The organism is Aeromonas molluscorum (assembly GCF_051376105.1).
GTDB lineage: Bacteria > Pseudomonadota > Gammaproteobacteria > Enterobacterales > Aeromonadaceae > Aeromonas > Aeromonas molluscorum.
In genome coordinates this window covers 1,829,052-1,847,672 of sequence record NZ_JBPQCY010000002.1, presented here as the reverse complement: position 1 = coordinate 1,847,672, position 18,621 = coordinate 1,829,052, and the positions used below count along the sequence as shown (strand labels likewise).

15 protein-coding genes, 1 other RNA gene and 1 pseudogene are annotated in these 18,621 nt (G+C 61.5%); 7 read left to right on the top strand and 10 right to left on the bottom strand.

Going from position 1 to position 18,621, the window contains the following annotated elements; all coding sequences use genetic code 11:
- Positions 1 to 759: 759 nt before the first annotated feature.
- The 3 genes and pseudogenes from ACSMDR_RS19045 to ACSMDR_RS19035 all read left to right on the top strand — a co-directional run bounded on the left by ACSMDR_RS19045 (position 760) and on the right by ACSMDR_RS19035 (position 2,357).
- Positions 760 to 1,305, top strand: a complete 546-nt coding sequence (locus ACSMDR_RS19045; RefSeq protein ID WP_436469291.1) for a c-type cytochrome — start codon at positions 760 to 762, stop codon at positions 1,303 to 1,305.
- 127 nt (positions 1,306 to 1,432) lie between these two features.
- A pseudogene (locus tag ACSMDR_RS19040) lies at positions 1,433 to 1,846 on the top strand (polyphosphate kinase 2 family protein); the annotation flags it as partial.
- 115 nt (positions 1,847 to 1,961) lie between these two features.
- Positions 1,962 to 2,357: a polyphosphate kinase 2 family protein gene (locus ACSMDR_RS19035; RefSeq protein WP_436469290.1), complete on the top strand. Its 396-nt coding sequence runs from the start codon at positions 1,962 to 1,964 to the stop codon at positions 2,355 to 2,357.
- A gap of 207 nt (positions 2,358 to 2,564) precedes the next feature.
- Here the strand turns inward: ACSMDR_RS19035 and ACSMDR_RS19030 are convergent, their stop codons facing one another.
- The 10 genes from ACSMDR_RS19030 to ACSMDR_RS18985 form a co-directional block, all read right to left on the bottom strand.
- Positions 2,565 to 3,008 (bottom strand): hypothetical protein, encoded by a 444-nt coding sequence (locus ACSMDR_RS19030; RefSeq protein ID WP_436469289.1) that lies wholly within the window; start codon positions 3,006 to 3,008, stop codon positions 2,565 to 2,567.
- Positions 3,009 to 3,092: 84 nt separating this feature from the next.
- Positions 3,093 to 3,189: signal recognition particle sRNA small type (gene ffs, locus ACSMDR_RS19025), an RNA gene on the bottom strand.
- 109 nt (positions 3,190 to 3,298) lie between these two features.
- Positions 3,299 to 4,087, bottom strand: a complete 789-nt coding sequence (locus ACSMDR_RS19020; RefSeq protein ID WP_436469288.1) for a sulfite exporter TauE/SafE family protein — start codon at positions 4,085 to 4,087, stop codon at positions 3,299 to 3,301.
- Between the two features lie 107 nt (positions 4,088 to 4,194).
- Positions 4,195 to 5,631 (bottom strand): basic amino acid/polyamine antiporter, encoded by a 1,437-nt coding sequence (locus ACSMDR_RS19015; protein ID WP_005899504.1) that lies wholly within the window; start codon positions 5,629 to 5,631, stop codon positions 4,195 to 4,197.
- A gap of 396 nt (positions 5,632 to 6,027) precedes the next feature.
- Positions 6,028 to 6,786, bottom strand: a complete 759-nt coding sequence (locus tag ACSMDR_RS19010) for an SDR family oxidoreductase (RefSeq protein WP_436469287.1) — start codon at positions 6,784 to 6,786, stop codon at positions 6,028 to 6,030.
- A gap of 78 nt (positions 6,787 to 6,864) precedes the next feature.
- Positions 6,865 to 7,770, bottom strand: a complete 906-nt coding sequence (gene mmsB, locus ACSMDR_RS19005; protein ID WP_436469286.1) for a 3-hydroxyisobutyrate dehydrogenase — start codon at positions 7,768 to 7,770, stop codon at positions 6,865 to 6,867.
- Positions 7,767 to 8,903 carry an enoyl-CoA hydratase/isomerase family protein gene (locus ACSMDR_RS19000; protein ID WP_436469285.1) on the bottom strand — a complete coding sequence of 379 codons (1,137 nt, stop codon included), beginning with the start codon at positions 8,901 to 8,903 and terminating at the stop codon, positions 7,767 to 7,769. The genes mmsB and ACSMDR_RS19000 overlap by 4 nt, the downstream gene beginning before the upstream one ends.
- A 47-nt stretch (positions 8,904 to 8,950) precedes the next feature.
- The gene (locus tag ACSMDR_RS18995; protein WP_436469284.1) at positions 8,951 to 9,778 is read right to left on the bottom strand and encodes an enoyl-CoA hydratase; all 828 of its coding nucleotides are present in this window, start codon (positions 9,776 to 9,778) and stop codon (positions 8,951 to 8,953) included.
- 31 nt (positions 9,779 to 9,809) lie between these two features.
- Positions 9,810 to 10,967 carry an acyl-CoA dehydrogenase family protein gene (locus ACSMDR_RS18990; RefSeq protein WP_436469283.1) on the bottom strand — a complete coding sequence of 386 codons (1,158 nt, stop codon included), beginning with the start codon at positions 10,965 to 10,967 and terminating at the stop codon, positions 9,810 to 9,812.
- 16 nt (positions 10,968 to 10,983) lie between these two features.
- On the bottom strand, positions 10,984 to 12,495 hold the full coding sequence (locus ACSMDR_RS18985) for a CoA-acylating methylmalonate-semialdehyde dehydrogenase (protein WP_436469282.1): 1,512 nt from the start codon (positions 12,493 to 12,495) through the stop codon (positions 10,984 to 10,986).
- A gap of 243 nt (positions 12,496 to 12,738) precedes the next feature.
- Here ACSMDR_RS18985 and ACSMDR_RS18980 point away from each other — a divergent pair, with 243 nt between their 5' ends.
- The 4 genes from ACSMDR_RS18980 (at position 12,739) to ACSMDR_RS18965 (ending at position 18,551) form a co-directional block, all read left to right on the top strand.
- Entirely contained in the window at positions 12,739 to 13,887 is a 1,149-nt protein-coding gene (locus ACSMDR_RS18980; protein ID WP_436469281.1) for an isovaleryl-CoA dehydrogenase, read from the top strand.
- A gap of 94 nt (positions 13,888 to 13,981) precedes the next feature.
- Positions 13,982 to 15,604, top strand: a complete 1,623-nt coding sequence (locus tag ACSMDR_RS18975) for a carboxyl transferase domain-containing protein (protein WP_436469280.1) — start codon at positions 13,982 to 13,984, stop codon at positions 15,602 to 15,604.
- Between the two features lie 9 nt (positions 15,605 to 15,613).
- Positions 15,614 to 16,468, top strand: a complete 855-nt coding sequence (locus ACSMDR_RS18970; RefSeq protein WP_436469279.1) for an enoyl-CoA hydratase-related protein — start codon at positions 15,614 to 15,616, stop codon at positions 16,466 to 16,468.
- A 109-nt stretch (positions 16,469 to 16,577) separates the two neighbouring features.
- A complete protein-coding gene (locus ACSMDR_RS18965; protein WP_436469278.1) occupies positions 16,578 to 18,551 on the top strand; it encodes an acetyl/propionyl/methylcrotonyl-CoA carboxylase subunit alpha in 1,974 nt (657 codons plus the stop codon).
- Positions 18,552 to 18,621 lie beyond the last annotated feature (70 nt).

Sequence of the window (18,621 nt, the reverse complement as noted above, 5' to 3'; positions counted from 1 at the left end):
ATGCTAATCAACCAAAGCGTTAACGACACATTATTTATCAGACCTGTCAGATCTGACAGGTATTATTGGGCAATAAAATGGCTTATTTAAAATATCTACCACTCAGTAATTAATATTTTATTCACAAAAGCGGTGATTGTAGGTCAATTAATAACCTTGTTGCGGCAGATAGATATCGATACAGATCGCTGTGCGGACTAGATATTTCTGACTATCAATGTCAATAACAAACCAGAAGACGAGTCAGTCTCATCGGTCGATGATCATAACTATGATAAACAAGAAACAGGGGGATCAATCCTCGAGCACCAGCATCAGTTGCTTAGTGACCAGTAGATCACTGGTTAAAATCGGTTGGCGGCCCTCAATACCTGACCAGAGCCTCCCCCTTATGACGATCCCGACTCTACCCAGCCTAATCGGATCCTGGTGGTCATGCCTTGGCGAGCTACCAATTTATTCAATTTGAGTCCTTGTTCGCGGGTGTCAACGTTTATCCTTCCGGCTGTGAATATGCTCGCTCATTGCTCATCCCCTGAGATGGCATTCTGGGTAGATCACATGAGTGACGACGCGTGGTAGGTTTCCTCTTTTCCTTCCCCGACCCTATCTCGGTCGGCCAATCATCTATGATGGCTAGCCTTGATAAGACTAGCCGCATGATCAGCAAAACATTGCCTGGACCCGGCCTATGGTGAGCCCGGCTATGTCAGCTATCAGTGCGACAACGTGCCGGTTTCTGGGGGCGCCGCCCTACCAATGTTCACCATCGCACCGACGTCCGGCGGTGGCGTGGCCATCATTGCCTTGATAGAAGTCATTAACCCTGGTGTTGATAAGGAGCCTCAGATGCCTTCAACCCAGCTTGTTCTCGGTGAACTGTCTGTTTTGTTGATGGCCACATCGGCCAACGGACTCGACGGACCAGCCATGAATGGTGCCCGCATCTACTTCACTGGCACGAGCGAGCGAGGCACCACCCCCGCAAACACGCACGGCGGCATGATGCACGGTGATGGCCAGTGGCTGACCTGTGCATCTTGTCACGGCCCGCAAGGACGCGGCGGCAGTCACGTGATGCACATGTGGGCCATGACGGCACCGGACATCCGCTACGTCGCCTTGCGCAACATGTCAGAACTCAAGGGTCGTCAGCGGCCATACGACATTGATGATTTCCGTCAGCAGGTGGAGAAAGGACTGCACCCGGATGGCACTGAGGTGGCGGCACAGATACCACGCTGGCAGATGAGCGATGCGGACTTGACCAATCTATTCACCTATCTCAAGGCATTGTCGCAATGATGATGTCATCAGATGGCTAAAAACCGCTGAGAATGGACCCCCGTCTCTTCAAGGTAGCTTCGCGTCAGGCCAAGGTTCATATCCCACCCCCCTTGCTTCACGCAGGCAGCAGACTAGCTGAGCGAGCATGGCAAGGGACGCAAGTCGGTTTACTGGGCGCCAGCCAAGCAGAAACCAAGGAAGCAAGACGAATATTGATGTCTCCACATTCAGGCTCTGCCAGGGTGACGGGGTCGACCTCGGCCTCTGGGCCGCCCAGGTCAACCCCCTGTACAAGTCGAAGAAGGCCTACCACAAGAGACTGCGAAAATACGTCGAGCAGTTGAGTGACCAGCAGCGCTTGCTCTATGCATCGAACCGGCACGCCTTGCTGCTGGTGTTTCAGGCGATGGATACCGCAGGCAAAGATGGCGCTATTCGCCATGTGATGTCGGGCATCAACCCCCAGGGCTGCCAGGTCTTCAGCTTTCAACATCCAAGTGCGCGGGAACTGCAACATGACTTCCTCTGGCGTACGACTCGCGACCTGCCTGAGCGTGGCCGCATCGGTATCTTCAACCGCTCCTACTACGAGGAGGTGCTGATCGTGCGCGTGCACCGCAGCATATTGCACAGCGAAAGCCTTCCTGAATTGATTGACGATGAGTCGGTATGGCATGGCCGTTCGCTCCATTGTCGATTTGGAAAGGCACCTGCACGTCAACGGCACACGCATCATCAAGGTGTTTCTGCATCTGTCAAAAGAGGAGCAGCGCAAGCGCCTGCTGGCACGCATCGACAAACCCGACAAGAACTGGAAGTTCAGTGCAGCCGACATCTCCGAGCGCAAGTTATGGGATTCATACATGCGAGCCTATGGCCAGGCTATGGGCGCGACCAGCACGACGGACGCCCCCTGGTTTATCGTGCCTGCCGACGACAAGCACAATGCCAGACTGATCGTGTCGCAGATTGTGCTCAACGCACTGAAAGATCTGAAACTGAGCTACCCGGTGGTCAGCGATGCGCGCAGGCTGGAGCTGAAAACGATTCGAAAACAGCTGGCGAAGTGACCAGGGCAACCTCTGATGGATATGGCCGCGCAGGTGCTGGTTGATATCGCACGGCGGCCTTGCTGAACAAGCTGCCGTGATAGACAAGGGGGCCGCGTCAAGCCATCGCCCACCGGACCTATCCGAGCAGCCAAGGTTTGAGGCTATGAGGCGATCCACACCATATCCATACATACTGGATGACTTTTAATGCATCAATAACCACTCTTAATGCTGGTGCGACATTCCGGTGGGGATAATAGAGGTACTGTTCAGCCAAACGGTGACCATAGGGTTTTGAATCGCCCCCAGAGCCTCGATAAAGGAGCCGATGTAGTTCTTCTGGTTGCTGAGCTCTTTCGTTGCCCAGGATAGGGCCTTCTCTTTCAGATAGCGGTCACTCAAGACCGACAGGAGCGGAGCAACCGGTTTGGTCGCCGAAAGAGCAGGCTTGATGTGCGGCTGAGGTTGCGGGTTCTCTGGCTCGCTTGTGGGTTGCACGACTGGCTGAGCTCTGGAACGCACACAGGCAAGCAGTTTCGCAACAGCTGCACGGGCCGTCAGCTTGTCTCGGGTATGCAGAGATTTTTTGATCTCTTTACGACGACCACAGGGGAGCGTGGTGACTTTCCGGTAATACCAGATGCCGAGGGGACTGAGCCAGAGATTCATTGACGAGCTCCTCATCGTCCACATAAAGTGGATGACCAAGGGCTCTTGGAGGCTAACTTATTGAATTGCAGAAACAGGTGGTGGCCCCACCAGCCACATCCCGGCACTCGAGTCCCCCACCTTGGCTGCTTCCTTCCGGATCTGACCAGGTCGACGGGTTATCAATGCGAGAGGACCAATGGGACCACCGGCGCTGAGTCTATCAAAGCAGGGGGCCATTGCAATGGCTTTGTGCCCTATCAAGGTGCGTTCGCCTGCTTTTTCGGCAATACGACCAAAGAGTCGGCAATCTAGCTAAAAATCATGAATTTGGCCCCCACCAGCAGCAGCAGCAGGGCAAATCCCCTGCGTAACCGCTGGGGAGAGAGACGGTGAGCCAAACGGGCGCCGAGTCGGGCGAACTGGGTACTGGTCAGCACTATGCCGAGCCAGGCGGGTAAATAGATATAGCCCAGGCTCCACTCGGGCAGGTTGCCATGACCCCAACCGGTATAGAGATAACTGAGGCTACCCGCCAGGGCGATGGGAATACTGCCCGCCACCGAGACGGCCACCGCCTGCTTCATGGGCACGCTGTTCCAGGTGAGATAAGGCACGGTCAGGGAGCCGCCACCGATGCCGAACATCGCCGAGAGCCAGCCTATGCAGGTTCCTGCAATGCCGGTGCCGAGCGGACCCGGCAGATGACGTTCGGCCTTGGGCTTAAAGTTGAATCCCATCTGCAAGGCCATGGTCCAGGCGAAACAACCGATGATGGTGTTGAGGGTACTGGCGCTGAGCAGATTCACCGTCAGACCGCCGAGCCAGGCGCCCACCATCATGCCCCCCGCCAGGCGCCGGATCAGCGCCCAATCCACCACCCCCTTGGTGTAGTGAACCCGCAGGGAACTGAGCCCCGTGAAGATCATGGTGAGCATTGAGGTGCCAAGGGCGAGATGGGTCACTATGTCGGGGGCTATGCCCTGGGCATGAAAGCTCACCACCAGCACAGGTACTATGATGAGACCGCCTCCTATGCCAAACAATCCACCCAACACACCTGCGAAGGCTCCCAACAACAGATAACCCAGAAACAGCATCTTGCGTCCTTATCGTGAGCCCTTGGCACCAGTCTGCTGACTCTGCCTGCTCGATCATCACGGGCAAAAAAAGAGGTGACCCAGAGGCCACCTCGCTATTGTGCCGCTTAATTTAGGGGAATGGTACCGTCCACCACCTTGTAAAACGCCAGCACGGCGAAGCCGAGCAGGGCCGCCGTCATCCCCTGCTCTAGCCGATTGAGGCCGCGTAGGCCATGATGTTGGCGCGCCTTCCAGTAGATTAAGATGCCCGGGCTATAGAGCAGGGCCACCAGCAGCAGATACTCAACCCCAGCGGCATAGACCAGCCAGCAACCATAGAAGGTTGCCACCAGGGCCAGCAACAGATCCCGCTTGCGTTGATAAGGTTGCCCCTCATAGGTCTGGCCACTCAAGGCGAGCTTGAGGCCATAGGCGCCAGAGAAGACATAAGGCACCAGGGCCGCCGCCGTGGTGATGTTGACCAGGGCCAGGTAGGTACTGTTCTGGAAATAGATGATGATAAGGAAAGCCTGCACCAGACAGGTGGAGCACCAGAGCGAGACGCTCGGGGAGCCCCGTTTGTTCTCCCGGGCAAACCAGGCCGGGAACACCCCCGTCTTGCCGGCGATGAAGGGCACCTCGGCCGCCAGCACAGTCCAGCTGAGCAGTGCCCCCATCACCGAGATGACCAAGCCGATATTGATGAGCCAGGCGCCCCAGGGGCCGACCACGGCCTCGAGGATCATGGCGGTGGAGGGATTCTTCAAAGCCGCCAGCTCAGGCTGGCTCATGACGCCCAAGGAGAAAAGCGTCACCATCACATAGAGGGTCAGGGCACCGAGCAAGGCCAGCACAGTGGCGCGGCCCACATCCTTGCGATGGCGGGCCCGGGCCGAGACCACCACGGCCCCCTCGATACCGATGAAGACCCAGAGGGTCACCTTCATGGTGGATTTGATCTGATCCATCACGGAGCCCAGCTCACCATTGCCATGACCCCAGAAGTCCAGGGTGAAAGTCTTCAGGTTGAAGGCGAGCAGTACGGCGACGCAAAACACGATGAGCGGCACCATCTTGGCGATGGTGGTCACTATGTTGACCAGGGCCGCCACCTGTACCCCGCGCAGCACCAACGCATGCACAGACCAGATGAGCAGGGAAGCCAGCACAATGGCGGTGGGAGTATTGCCATCCCCGAAGATGACATTGTCCGGGGTATCGAAGAAGTAGCTCAGGGCGCTGAACACCACGACGGCGTAGGAGACGTTGGCCAGCAGCTGACAGATCCAGTAACCCCAGGCCGCATTGAAGCCGATGAAGTCACCAAACCCCGCCCTGGCATAGCTGAAGATGCCGCCATCGAGATCCGGGCGACGCAAGGAGAGACTCTGATAGACCAGGGCCAGACAGATCATGCCAAGCCCGGTAATGGTCCAGCCCAGAGCCACGGCCCCGGCGCTGGCATGGGCGGCGATATTTTGCGGCAAACTGAACACGCCGGCTCCAATCATGGAGCCAATCACCAGTGAGATGAGGGCACCCAGCCCGAGTTTCTTGTCCATCTCTATCCTGTTGCTTGTCTTGGCGGCGGTTGAGAGTCCCTGCTCAATTCGACTCGCATCATGATGGAGCGACTATCCCTGCCCCCTGAAAAAGGCGGCAACTATATTGCATGACTATACAGCTCGCAATCCTTCGCCATATCAATCGTTGACCACCTTGACCGGGCGCAATTTTACAGAAGTAACGGGCTCGGCCTGTGAGCTGGCTCAAACTCTACCGGATTGCCGCCAGTTTCTGGACATACCATGATCTGACCCCGGATCCTGTTGCCTTGCATAAGCACGCAGACCCTGGTTCATCTGGGGGAGTGACTCCTCGTTCGCGGTGCTGGCCAGGAGAGCCGATGACAAGGCGGGGCCTTCAGCCCACCTCACTGGTTTAATGACGCCGCCCCGCTACAAGCGCAGGCCACCATCGAGCTCTATCATGCGCCCGGAGAGATAATCATTGCCAAAAATGAAACGCACTGTATCGGCCAGCTGACTCGCCTGCCCCAGACAGGCTGCCGGGATGGCTTGCCGCATGCGATCCATGGCCTCGGGTTTCATGGCCGCCGTCATTTCGGTGGCAAAGACCCCGGGGGCAATGCCCATCACCCTGATGTCATGGCGCGACAGCTCTCGTGCCCAGGTGACCACCAGGGCAGCGACCCCCGCCTTGCTGGCGGCATAGTTGCTCTGCCCCACGTTGCCGGCCCTGGCAATGGAGGAGATGTTGATGATGACCCCTCCCTCGCCGTGGCGCGCCATCAGGGCGGCCCCCTCGCGGCCACACAGGAAGGTGCCCGTCAGGTTGACATCGATCACCGCCTGCCACTGGGCCAGGGATAGCTTGTCGATCAACTCCCCCTCTTTTATCTTGATGAGCAGGCCATCGCGCAAGATGCCGGCGCAGTTAACAAGCCCCGTAAGGAACCCAAGCTCCTGAATGGCCGCAAAACTGGCTTCCACTTCCGCCTCATCGGCCACGTTACAGACATGGAGTGAGCAGTGGCCACCCCGACTCTGCAGCTCGGCCTCGGTGATCTCAAGGTCGCTCCGATTGACATCGATGAGCGCCAATGTCGCGCCTTGCTCGGCCAACGCCAACGCAATGGCTCTGCCAAGGCCCCGTCCCGCCCCAGTCACGGCAATCAATTTATGATTCAGATCCATCGGCTCTCCCTTCTTTGCTGCGTGATATGTGCTCCCGCCCACTGGTTGGCTTATCTCTGCCACTTGCGGCACGCGGGGTCAGGTCATCTCCCGATAGAGGTTGATAATGCTGGAAAAGTCCCTCTCCCCCTCCCCTCGACTTGCATGCAGATTGAACAGATTACGCGCCAGCGCTCCCATGGGCACCGCACTGTGCGCATGTTCGGCCAACCCCATGGCCAGCCCCAGATCCTTGACCATGAGCCGGGTCATGAAGCCACCGCTGTAGCCACGGGATGCCGGCGCACTCTCCATCACCCCTGGCCAGGGGTTGTAACGCTCCAGGCTCCAGTTGTTGCCCGAACTCTTGGCCATGATGCCGGAGAGCACAGTTGCGTCCAGCCCCTCCTTGACACCCAGCGCCAACGCCTCGGCAGTGCCCGCCATGTGGATGGCGAGCAGCATGTTGTTGCACATCTTGGCGATTTGTCCCGCGCCAAGGGGACCGGCATGAAATAGATTCTGCCCCATGTGACCGAGCACGGGACGGGCTGATTCAAAATCAGCCGCCTCGCCACCGACGATGAAGGTGAGGCTGCCGGCCACGGCTCCGGCTACCCCGCCGGAAACGGGGGCATCGATGAACCTGTGGCCCAGAACACGAGCGGCTTGCCCCACTGCGCGGGCGGAGGCGACATCGATGGTGGAACAATCGATGATGAGGGTATTGGGGGCCAGGGCGGGGAGCAGACCACCATTTCCTGATCCGTCTCCGAGCCAAAGCCCCACCACATGCTCCCCGGCGGGCAGCATGCTGATCACCAGCTCGCAACCTGCGACCGCCTCGGCGGCACTGGCGGCGCAGTGGCAGCCCGCCTGCCGGGCGGCAATCAGATGATCGGGCAGCAGATCGAACACCTGCACCCGCAGCCCCGCCTTGGCCAGATTGGCTGCCATGGGGCCACCCATGTTGCCAAGGCCGATGAAACCTATCCCTGTCGTCATATGCTGTCATCTCCATTACCAGCGCACTCTCTGAGCTCGCGCCACAGGGGATTGTTAGCCCCCGCGCAGGCGGGCCAGCGATAAAAGTCTGCCAGATCGGTCTGCCCGACGCCTTGCCAGTGCGGCTGCTTGTCTTTGTCGATGAGCAGCGCCCTGACCCCTTCGATGAAATCCCCCCTGAGTACGCAGTTCACCGACAGGGTCAGCTCATCGGCGAACGCTTCGGCCAGGGATTGCTGGCGCCCCTGCCAGTATTGCCGCCACAACAAGGCGCGGCTCAAGGGACTGCCGCTGCGGCAACTGTCTCGCTGCTGTGCCAGCGTCCCCCCGAGAGGGGCATCGAATAGCCGATCGAGCACCCGCACCAGGCTGCGTCCGATCAAAAGAGCCTCAATCTGGGCAAGATGAGGCAGCAGCAGCGGTTCGGGCAGCGGCGCGGCGATCCCCAATGCGGCCAGCATCAACGCCAGACTGTCATCGAGCTCCTCTGCCGGTTGCCGCCAGTCGAGTTGCAACAACGCTTCAAGCAGTTGGGGGCGAGCGGCTCTGGCCAGTGCCCCGTCCGCCAGCCCCAATCCCAGCGCATCGGCGCCATTGATGCGCGCGCCGGTCAAACCGAGCCAGAGTCCGACACGCCCCGGCAATCTGCTCAAAAACCAGCTGGCCCCCACATCCGGGTACAGGCCTATGCTCACCTCCGGCATGGCCAGCAGGCTGAACTCCGTCACTAGCCGAAAACGGGCCCCGGCAAACAGCCCCATGCCGCCACCCATACAGATGCCGTCGGCGATGCAGATCAGCGGTTTGGGGTAGTGATGGATCAGCAGATCGAGTCGGTACTCCTGTTCGAAAAAATCGCGGGCGTAACCGGCCAGCTCAGCGTCCGTCATACGCTGGCGCTCATGGTAGAAGGCGCGGATATCGCCCCCGGCACAGAATGCTTTCTCCCCGGCCCCCTCCAACAGCACGGCGCACACGCTGCCATCTTGCAGCCAGCCACGTAACTGGCGTGTCAGGGCCTCTATCATCGGCAGGCTCAAGGCATTGAGGGACGCCGGACTGTCCAGGGTCAGCACCCCCAGCCATTGGCCATCCCGGGTTGGCAACAACTGTGTCTTTACCCCATCACTCATCTCGTGCTCCTCACTCAAGGCGGCTGTCTTTGCCCATCTTGCAGCCATCACTCTGTCTGCTTGCTTGGCTCGTGCTTGCCATTACCGCCGATGTCGTCACGCACACCGTAGTGCCAGCGCGGCGCCCGCTTCTCGAGAAAGGCCGCCACCCCCTCTTGCTGATTGGGATCCTGGAAGAGATCGAGGAAGAGCGTGCGTTCCATGGGCAGGGCTTGATCCCGGGGACGGCGACGCCCCTCGTTGATCAGTCGCTTGCAGGCGCGCAGGGCAGCCGGGCTTTGGCGCTCGGTATGGCTTGCCATCTGCCGAGCCGCCTCCCAGGCACAACCCGCCTTGACCACCTCCTCTACCAGACCTATCTCGTAGGCCAGGGTGGCATCGACCTTCTCGGCGCACAAAATAAGGCGCTTGGCCCAGCCCGGCCCCACCAGTTCGGTCAGGCGCTGGGTGCCACCGGCGCAGGGCAAGAGCCCCACCGAAGCCTCCGGCAGACCCATGATGGCTTGCTGCTCGGCGATGCGGATATCGCAGGCCAGCGCCACCTCCAGGCCGCCCCCCATCGCAAACCCCGTGATGGCGGCAATGCTGACGCCGTGAAAGCGGGCCAGGGCCTCGAACGCCTCGCCAAAGGCTGCGGCCACCTGCTCGGCATGCTGGCTGTCACCGTCGGCAAACATCTTGAGATCGGCACCGGCGCAGAAAAATCTGTCACCGGCGCCCCGGATAACCAGGGCCACTATCTCGGGTTTGCCGTCGAGTTCGGCCATCATCTGCACGAAGGCACGCAGGCTGGCCAGCGTCCAGGTATTGGCCGGTGGGTTGTCCAGGGTGATGTAGGCCACGTGGCCATGATATTCGAGCCTTATCCTTGTCATGGGATCTTCCTTGTATACGGGCAACCTGCCTCTATAACAAACGCATTGAGGGACTGGCCAGCAGGCGGCGAGCGACGATGAGTCGCATCACTTCGTTGGTTCCCTCCAGGATGCGATGTACCCGGGTATCGCGCAGATAGCGTTCGAGGGGATATTCGCGGATATAACCATAGCCGCCAAAGAGTTGCAGGGCCTCATCTGTGATCTGATAGCCGATGTCTGTGGCAAAACGCTTGGCCATGGCGCACCAGGCACTCTTGTCCGGACTGTTCTCGTCCAGCTTGGCAGCGGCCTGGCGCACCAGCAGGCGGGCTGCGGCAAGCTCGGTCGCCATGTCGGCCAGGCGAAACTGCACACTCTGGAACTCGCCAATGGGTCGGCCAAACTGCTGGCGCTCGGCCACGTAGGCCAGGGCATCATCCAGGGCCTGCTGGGCCGTGCCGAGGGAGCAGCTGGCGATATTGATGCGGCCGCCATCCAGGGACTGCATGGCAAACTTGAACCCCTCCCCCTCTTCCCCCAGTCGGTAATTGGCGGGGATACGCACCTGATTAAAAACCACTTCCCGGGTCGGCTGACTGTGCCAGCCGAGCTTCTCTTCGGCTTTGCCATAGCGCACCCCGGGGGTATCGGCGGGCACCATGAAGGCGGAGATCCCCCCGGCCCCCTCGCCACCGGTGCGGGCCATCACCACCAGTACGTCCGTGCTGCCGGCCCCCGAGATGAACACCTTGCTCCCCTCGATGAGGTAATCATCCCCAGCCCGCAGCGCCCGGCTCTTGAGGGCGGCGGCGTCCGATCCCGCCCCCGGTTCGGTGAGACAATAAGAGCCAAGCAGCTCGCCGCTGGCCAGGCGCGGTACCCACGCCTCTGCAACCTCGGCGGGCAGCCAGCGACCCAGCATCCAGCTCACCATGTTATGGATGGTGAGATAGGCGGTGGTGGAGGTACACCCCATGGAAAGGCGTTCGAAGATGAGGCTGGCATCGAGCCGGGCCAGCCCCAGGCCGCCATATTGCTCCTGGGTATAGAGGCCGCAAAAGCCCAGTGCCGCCGCCTGTTTGATCGTGGGGATGGGGAACTCATGCTCCCTGTCCCAGCGGGCGGCATGGGGCTTGAACGCTTCGTTGGCAAAAGCGGTGGCGGCATCGCAGTAAGCCTGCTGATCCTCTGTCAGATTGAAGTTCATGGGCTGGAGTCCTCGCTCAACGCAGGCTGATGGTCATGTTGGGGCCGGTGGGAATATCTTCGTCAAACCAGCGCTCGGTCACCGTCTTGGTCTCGGTATAGAAGCGCACCGCCTGTTTGCCGTAGGCATGCAGATCCCCATAGAAAGAGCCGCGCCAACCGGTGAAGGAGAAGAATGGCAGCGGCACCGGGATGGGCACATTGATGCCCACCTGGCCTACCGCCACCTCATGGCGGAAGGTGCGGGCCGCAGCGCCACAACTGGTGAAGATGGAGGTGCCGTTGCCATAAGGATTACGGTTGATGAGGGTCAAGGCCTCAGCCAGGCTGTCGACCTCCATGCAGCAGAGCACCGGGCCGAAGATCTCCTCCCGATAGAGCCCCATCTGCGCCGTGACTCCGCGAAACAAGGTTGGCCCTACCCAGTTGCCGACCGGGTAGCCCGTCACCTCGCACAGGGTGCCATCGAGCAGACATTCGGCACCTTCTTGCTTGCCCGCTTCGATCAGATTCTCCACCCGTACCCTGGCCTCCGGGCTGATGAGGGGACCATAGGCGGCTTGCGGATCGTCCCAGACCCCCGGACGCACAGCGGCGAATGCCTCGGCAAGTTCGGGGATCCAGTCGCGGGCACTGCCCACGAACACGGCCACGCTGATGGCCATGCAGCGCTGACCGGCGGCGCCGACCCCGGCCCCCACCAGGTTGCTCAGCACCTGCCCCTTATTGGCATCGGGCATGATCACCATGTGGTTCTTGGCCCCCACAAAACACTGGGCTCGTTTGAGGTGTTCGGTCGCGGTGCGATAGACATGAGCGCCAACCCGGGCCGAGCCGACAAAGCTGACCGCCTTCACGTCCGGGTGAATCAAGAGCGCATCCACCTGCTCGGCCCCGCCATGGATGACGGAGAGGATGCCCGCAGGTGCCCCCGCCTCGGTAAACAGCTCGGCCAGCCGCATGGGGGTGAGCGGATCCTGTTCCGACGGCTTGAGCACGAAGCCGTTGCCGCAGGCCACCGCCAGGGGAAACATCCACAGCGGTATCATGGCCGGGAAGTTGAACGGCGTGATACCTACGCAGACCCCGAGCGGCTGCACCCAGGAGTGACCGTCGACTCGACGTGCCACATTGCCCATGGTCTCCCCCATGGTCTGGCTGGCGATGCCGCAGGCCTGCTCAACCACTTCGATGCCGCGCCAGACATCCCCCTTGGCATCGGCAAAGTTCTTGCCCGTCTCCTGCGCCAGCAGGGTCGCCAGCTCGTCATGATGGACTTTAAGCAGATGCTGATAGTTGAACATGACCCTGGCCCGCTCCGGCGCAGGCACATCCCGCCACAGCAGATAGGCTTCATGGGCGGAACGCACCGCCAGCTCGACCTCCTCTGCCGTGGCCCTGGGGGCACGGGCCAGCAGACTCTGATCCGCCGGATTGGTCACCTCTATCCACTGCTCAGTGGTCGAGGCATGGGGCCCGCCGTTGATGTAGAGCGGCAGATCCCCGTACAGGGTGACATGGCTGGTCATGTTCCTCACTCCTTTGAGTCTTGTCAGACGACTGGGTTACACAAAATAACGCTGGCAACAGCGTGGCCAGTTCCCTTACCACAAGGGATTTTACCTTAGACTAACAATTGATTTACGTTTACGCTAACGTAAACTAACTCTGGTAATGGACTGACCAGTCAGGACGACCACAGGGCGTCAGTTGTTGCCTGCCCTGTCCCCTACCCGGAGCCCATCCACTCTCGTGACAGCAAGGAGATAGCTATGCCCCCATTGATGGATGAGACCCTGCAGGCTCTGACCGAACAGGTCGGCGCTTTCTGCCGACAAGTGATAGCGCCGCGCGCCGCCGAGATAGACAGCAGCAACCTCTTTCCCCGGGATCTCTGGCCGCTGATGGGAAGTCTCGGCCTGCATGGCATTACCGTCGGCGAGGAGTATGGCGGCGTGGGCCTGGGCTACCTGGCCCACGTGCTGGTGATGGAGCAGGTGAGCCGCGCCAGTGCCTCGGTCGGGCTCTCCTATGGTGCCCACTCCAATCTGTGCATCAACCAGATCCACCGCCACGGCACCCTTGATCAGAAGGCGCACTACCTGCCTGATCTGATCAGCGGTGCCAAGGTGGGTGCCCTGGCCATGAGCGAGCCTGGTGCCGGATCCGATGTGGTGAGCATGCGGCTGATGGCCGAGGCGAGCGGCGATCACTTCATCCTCAATGGCAACAAGATGTGGATCACCAATGGCCCCGATGCCGAGACTTTCGTCATCTACGCCAAGACGGATGCCAAGGCCGGGGCCAAGGGGATATCCGCCTTCATCGTCGAGGCGGGTACCCCGGGATTCAGCACAGCCCAGAAGCTCGACAAGCTGGGCATGCGTGGTTCCAGTACCTGCGAATTGGTGTTCGACAACTGCAAGGTTCCCAAAGAGAACCTGCTTGGTCCGCTTCACGGGGGCGCCAAGGTATTGATGAGCGGCCTCGACTATGAGCGCATCGTGCTGGCGGCCGGCCCCCTTGGCATCATGCAGGCCTGCATGGACGTGGTGCTGCCCTATGTGCGCGAACGCAAGCAGTTTGGCCAGGCCATAGGCGAGTTCCAGCTGGTGCAGGGCAAGCTGGCCGACATGTATACCCGCCTGGCCAGCAGCCGCGCCCTGGTCTACTCGGTGGCCAACGCCTGCGATCAGCAACAGACCAGCCGCAAGGATTGCGCCGCGGCCATCTTGCTTGCAGCGGAAAATGCCACCCAGATGGCGCTGGACGCCATCCAGTTGCTCGGCGGCAATGGCTACATCAACGAATACCCGACCGGCCGCCTGCTGCGGGACGCCAAGCTCTATGAGATAGGCGCCGGCACCTCGGAGATCCGCCGCTGGCTCATCGGCCGCGAACTGATGGGAGAGTCTGCATGAACCCGTTGCACGCCCAGTCAGCACACCATCGCACCGACCGCGCTGTGACTCACCGGGCAGACCTTTGCCCTCACACCTTTTTGGGAGAGCCCGTATGAGCCAGATCCACTCCCAGCTAGACACCCATAGCCCCGACTATGAGGCCAACAAGGCCGCCATGCGGGCCCTGGTCGAGGATCTGCACGATCGCCTGGATGAGATAAACCTGGGGGGCGGCGCCGTCAATCAGGCCCGCCACACCGGGCGTGGTAAGTTGCTGCCCCGCGAGCGCATCAATCGGCTGCTCGACCCCGGCTCCCCTTTCCTAGAGCTCTCTGCCCTGGCGGCCTGGGGCGTCTATGACGAAGCCGTCCCCGCCGCCGGCATCATCACCGGGCTTGGCCGCATCAGGGGCAGACTCTGCCTGCTGGTGGTCAACGATGCCACCGTCAAGGGGGGCACCTATTACCCCCTCACGGTGAAAAAACACCTGCGGGCCCAGGCCATCGCCGAGCGACTGCGCCTCCCCTGCCTCTATCTGGTGGATTCGGGCGGTGCCTTCTTGCCGATGCAGGACGAGGTGTTTCCCGACCGGGATCACTTCGGTCGCATCTTCTACAACCAGGCTCGCCTCTCGGGTCAGGGCATTCCCCAGCTCGCCGTGGTGATGGGACTCTGCACCGCAGGCGGCGCTTACGTGCCCGCCATGGCGGATGAATCCATCATGGTCAAGCAGCAGGCCACCATCTTCCTGGCCGGGCCGCCACTGGTCAAAGCCGCCACCGGCGAAGAGATCAGCGCCGAAGATCTGGGGGGTGCCCTGGTGCACTGCGCCCATTCAGGGGTCGCCGATCACCTGGCCCAAGATGACGATCATGCCTTGCAACTGACCCGCACCCTGGTCAGCAACCTGGGCGGCGACCAGCCAGCCGCCCCCCTCCTTTATCGGGAACCGGCCTACCCCATCGACGAGCTCTATGGTCTGATCGGTACCAGCTTGAAGCGACCCGTGGAGGCAAGGGAGATCATTGCTCGCCTGGTCGATGGTTCGGAATTTGATGAGTTCAAGGCGCTGTACGGCACCACCCTGGTTACTGGCTTTGCCCACATCTGCGGCATGCACGTGGGTATCCTCGCCAACAATGGCGTGCTGCACAGCGACAGCGCCCAGAAGGGGGCCCACTTCATTCAACTGTGCAACAGACGCGCCATTCCTCTGCTGTTCCTGCAAAACATCACGGGTTTCATGGTGGGCAGCCAGGCCGAGCGCGAAGGGATCGCCAAACATGGCGCCAAGCTAGTTACTGCGGTGGCCTGCAGCCGGGTGCCCAAGCTCACCCTGATCACCGGAGGCAGCTTTGGCGCCGGCAACTACGGCATGTGTGGCCGCGCCTTCGAGCCCGACTTCCTGTTCAGTTGGCCCAATAGCCGCATCTCCGTCATGGGGGGCGAACAGGCCGCCGGAGTCTTGGTGCAGGTACGCCGCGACAAACTGGCCGCCGAGGGTGAATCCCTCGGCGAGCAGGAGGCGCAGGCTATCCGCACTCCTGTGCTTGATCAATATGAACGCCAGGGCCACCCCTATTACGCCAGTGCCCGGCTTTGGGACGATGGCGTCATCGACCCGGCCCAGAGCCGCACCGTGCTCGCGTTGGCCCTGGCCGCCTGCCAGGGGGCGCTGGCCCGCTGCCAGGGCCCCCTGTCCACCCCAGAGCAGTACGGCATCTTCCGGATGTAAGGAGCCCTGATGAGCACCACAATGACCTCACTCCCTGGCTCCCCCGGTGCCGTGACCCCGGATGCCGGATATCGGCTGGAGCAGCGCGGCCCCCTGGTGGAGCTAGTGCTCTGTCGCCCGGCTCGCCATAACGCTTTTGGCAAGGCGCTGATCCAGGGACTGCTCGGTGCCTTGCGCGAGCTGGCAAGCCGGACCGGAGAGAACCGCCCCCGCGCCCTGCTGCTGCGCGCCGAGGGCAAGCACTTTTGCGCCGGCGCCGATCTCGACTGGATGCGGGATCTCTCCCATGCCGATGTTGAACACAACAGGGAGGATGCCAGGCAGCTAGCCCTCTTGCTGCAAACCCTGGACGAGCTACCCTTTCCCACGCTGGTCCTAGTGCAGGGCGCCGCCTACGGCGGAGCACTTGGCCTCATCTGCGCCTGTGACATCGCCCTGGCCAGCGATGATGCCCGCTTCTGCCTCTCCGAAGTGGGTCTGGGATTGGTGCCCGCGGTGATCAGCCCCTATGTGGTGCGTACCCTGGGGCTGCGCCAGGCACGGCGCTACATGCTCAGCGCCGAACCCTTCGATGCCATCACCGCCTGTCGGCTCAACCTCATTCATCAGCGCCACAGCGCCGATACCTTGCTGGAAGAGGGGCGCGCCCTGGCCCGTACATTGTGCCAGAACGGCCCGGCGGCCATGGGCGAAACCAAGCTGCTGCTCGACAAACTGGCCACTCTGCCCACCAGTCAACATCAAGCGCTGACGGTGGATACCATTGCCCGGGTACGGGTCGGCGCCGAGGCGCAGGAGGGGATGCAGGCTTTCTTCGACAAGCGCCAGCCCATCTGGCGTCCCGACCCCAAGGAGCAGCCATGACGCAGACAGCTCCCATCACACGGCCGCTGATCATCCATCCCGGGCAGGCTGCCGGGATGCGCATGCCACCATTTTTCACTCTCGCCACCTCGCGTCCGGAGCAGATGCCATGACAGAGATAGTCCCTATCAGACGGCTGTTGATCGCCAATCGCGGGGAGATTGCAGTTCGCATCATCAAGACGGCGCGCCGCCTCGGCATCCACACCATCGCCCTCTATTCGGATGCCGACAGCCAGGCCATGCCCGTGCGCGAGGCCGACGAGGCCTGGCACCTGGGACCGGCGCAGGCACGAGATAGTTACCTCGATGGTGCCAAGGTGCTCGCCATCGCCAAACAGGCCAGAGCCGACGCCATTCACCCGGGATATGGATTTCTGTCTGAAAGCAGTGACTTCGCCCATGCCTGCGAGCAGGCAGGGATCCGCTTCATCGGCCCGTCGGCTGCCGCCATCCTCGCCATGGGGGACAAGTCCGGCGCCAAAGCCTTGATGGAAGCGGCAGGCGTACCGGTGCTGCCCGGCTATCACGGCGCAGATCAGAGCCTGCTCGCGCTCAGAGTCCATGCCCAGAACGTGGGTTTCCCACTGCTTATCAAGGCTGCCAGTGGTGGCGGTGGCAAGGGGATGCGCCGGGTCGACGGGATCGTTGACTTCGATGACGCATTAGGAGCGGTTAAACGCGAAGCCCTGGCGGCGTTTGGCGATGACAATGTGCTGCTCGAACGCTACCTGGCCGGGGCCAGACACGTCGAAGTACAGGTGTTTGCCGACAACAGTGGCCACACCATCTCCCTCGGGGACAGAGATTGCTCACTGCAACGCCGTCATCAGAAGGTAATTGAAGAGGCGCCGGCACCGGATATCGCCCCCGCCTTGCGCCGCGCCATGAGCGAAGCAGCAGTGGCTGCCGCCATGGCCATCGACTATCGAGGAGCTGGCACCATAGAGTTCCTGCTCTGCGAAGGCGCCTTCTATTTCATGGAGATGAACACTCGCCTCCAGGTTGAACACCCGGTCACCGAGGCGGTCACCGGTCAGGATCTGGTGGCCTGGCAGCTCGCCGTCGCCGAAGGGCGACCGCTGCCGCTGACTCAGCATCAAGTGCAACTGCAAGGTCACGCGGTGGAGGCACGCCTCTACGCCGAGGACGTGGCCGCCGGTTTCCTGCCAGCCAGCGGCCCTATCCACTGGCTGCACTGGCCGACAGGAGTGCGCATCGATACCGGGGTGGCCGCGGGTGACGCAGTGAGCCCCTACTACGACCCCATGATCGCCAAGCTGACTGCTCATGGCGAGAACCGCGCCCAGGCTCTGGCCAGACTGAGCGAGGCTCTCACGGCCCTGGACCTAGGCCCGCTGACTCACAACGGCGCCCTGTTGGCACGCCTGTGCCAGGAGCCGGATGTGCTGGGGATGCGCCACCATACCCAGTGGCCGTTCCCGACCGCCCCTCAACCTCTGCCCGAGCTCGCCTGGCCCCTGGCCACCCTCTGGCTCGCCCATCACACCGCAATTGGCGATCCTTGGCAGCAGGCCGCAGGATTTCGACTAGGGCGGCGCCAGACCTGGGCGGCAGCCGTTGATATGGCCGGACAACGCCGGCAGCTCACACTGCACTCCTCTGAGGGGCAGTTGAGCTGGCAGGGCCAGATGCTCCCCTACGCCATGGCCGAGGATCATGTCCGCCTGCAGTGGCAGGGGCGTTGGCAGCGCTACCCTGTCCGAACCTTGAACCAGAGGGATCAACGCCAACCAGGTTTCGTGCTGACCCTGGCTGAGCAGCAAATCCCCTTTGGCCCGGCCCGGGAGATGGTACCGCAGGATCACCCTGGGGATGAGGCGGGCGGCAGGCCCGTCACCCTGGCCCCCATGCATGGCCTGGTGGTTGCCCTGCTCATAGAGGCGGGACAAGTGGTGAGCCGGGGCCAGCCGCTGCTGGTGCTGGAGGCGATGAAGATGGAGCACCAGCTGCGTGCCCAGCAAGATGGCACCATCGCCGAACTGCTGTGCCGCGAGGGGGAGCAAGTCAGCCAGGGAGCCCCCCTGGTGCGCTTCTTGGAGAGTGCAGAGGCCGCCGGCTAGCCGCAAAAGGATGAAACTGCGCAGCTCACTCACCCCGGTCTTCATCGGGCACCGGAGCCACACCACCGCA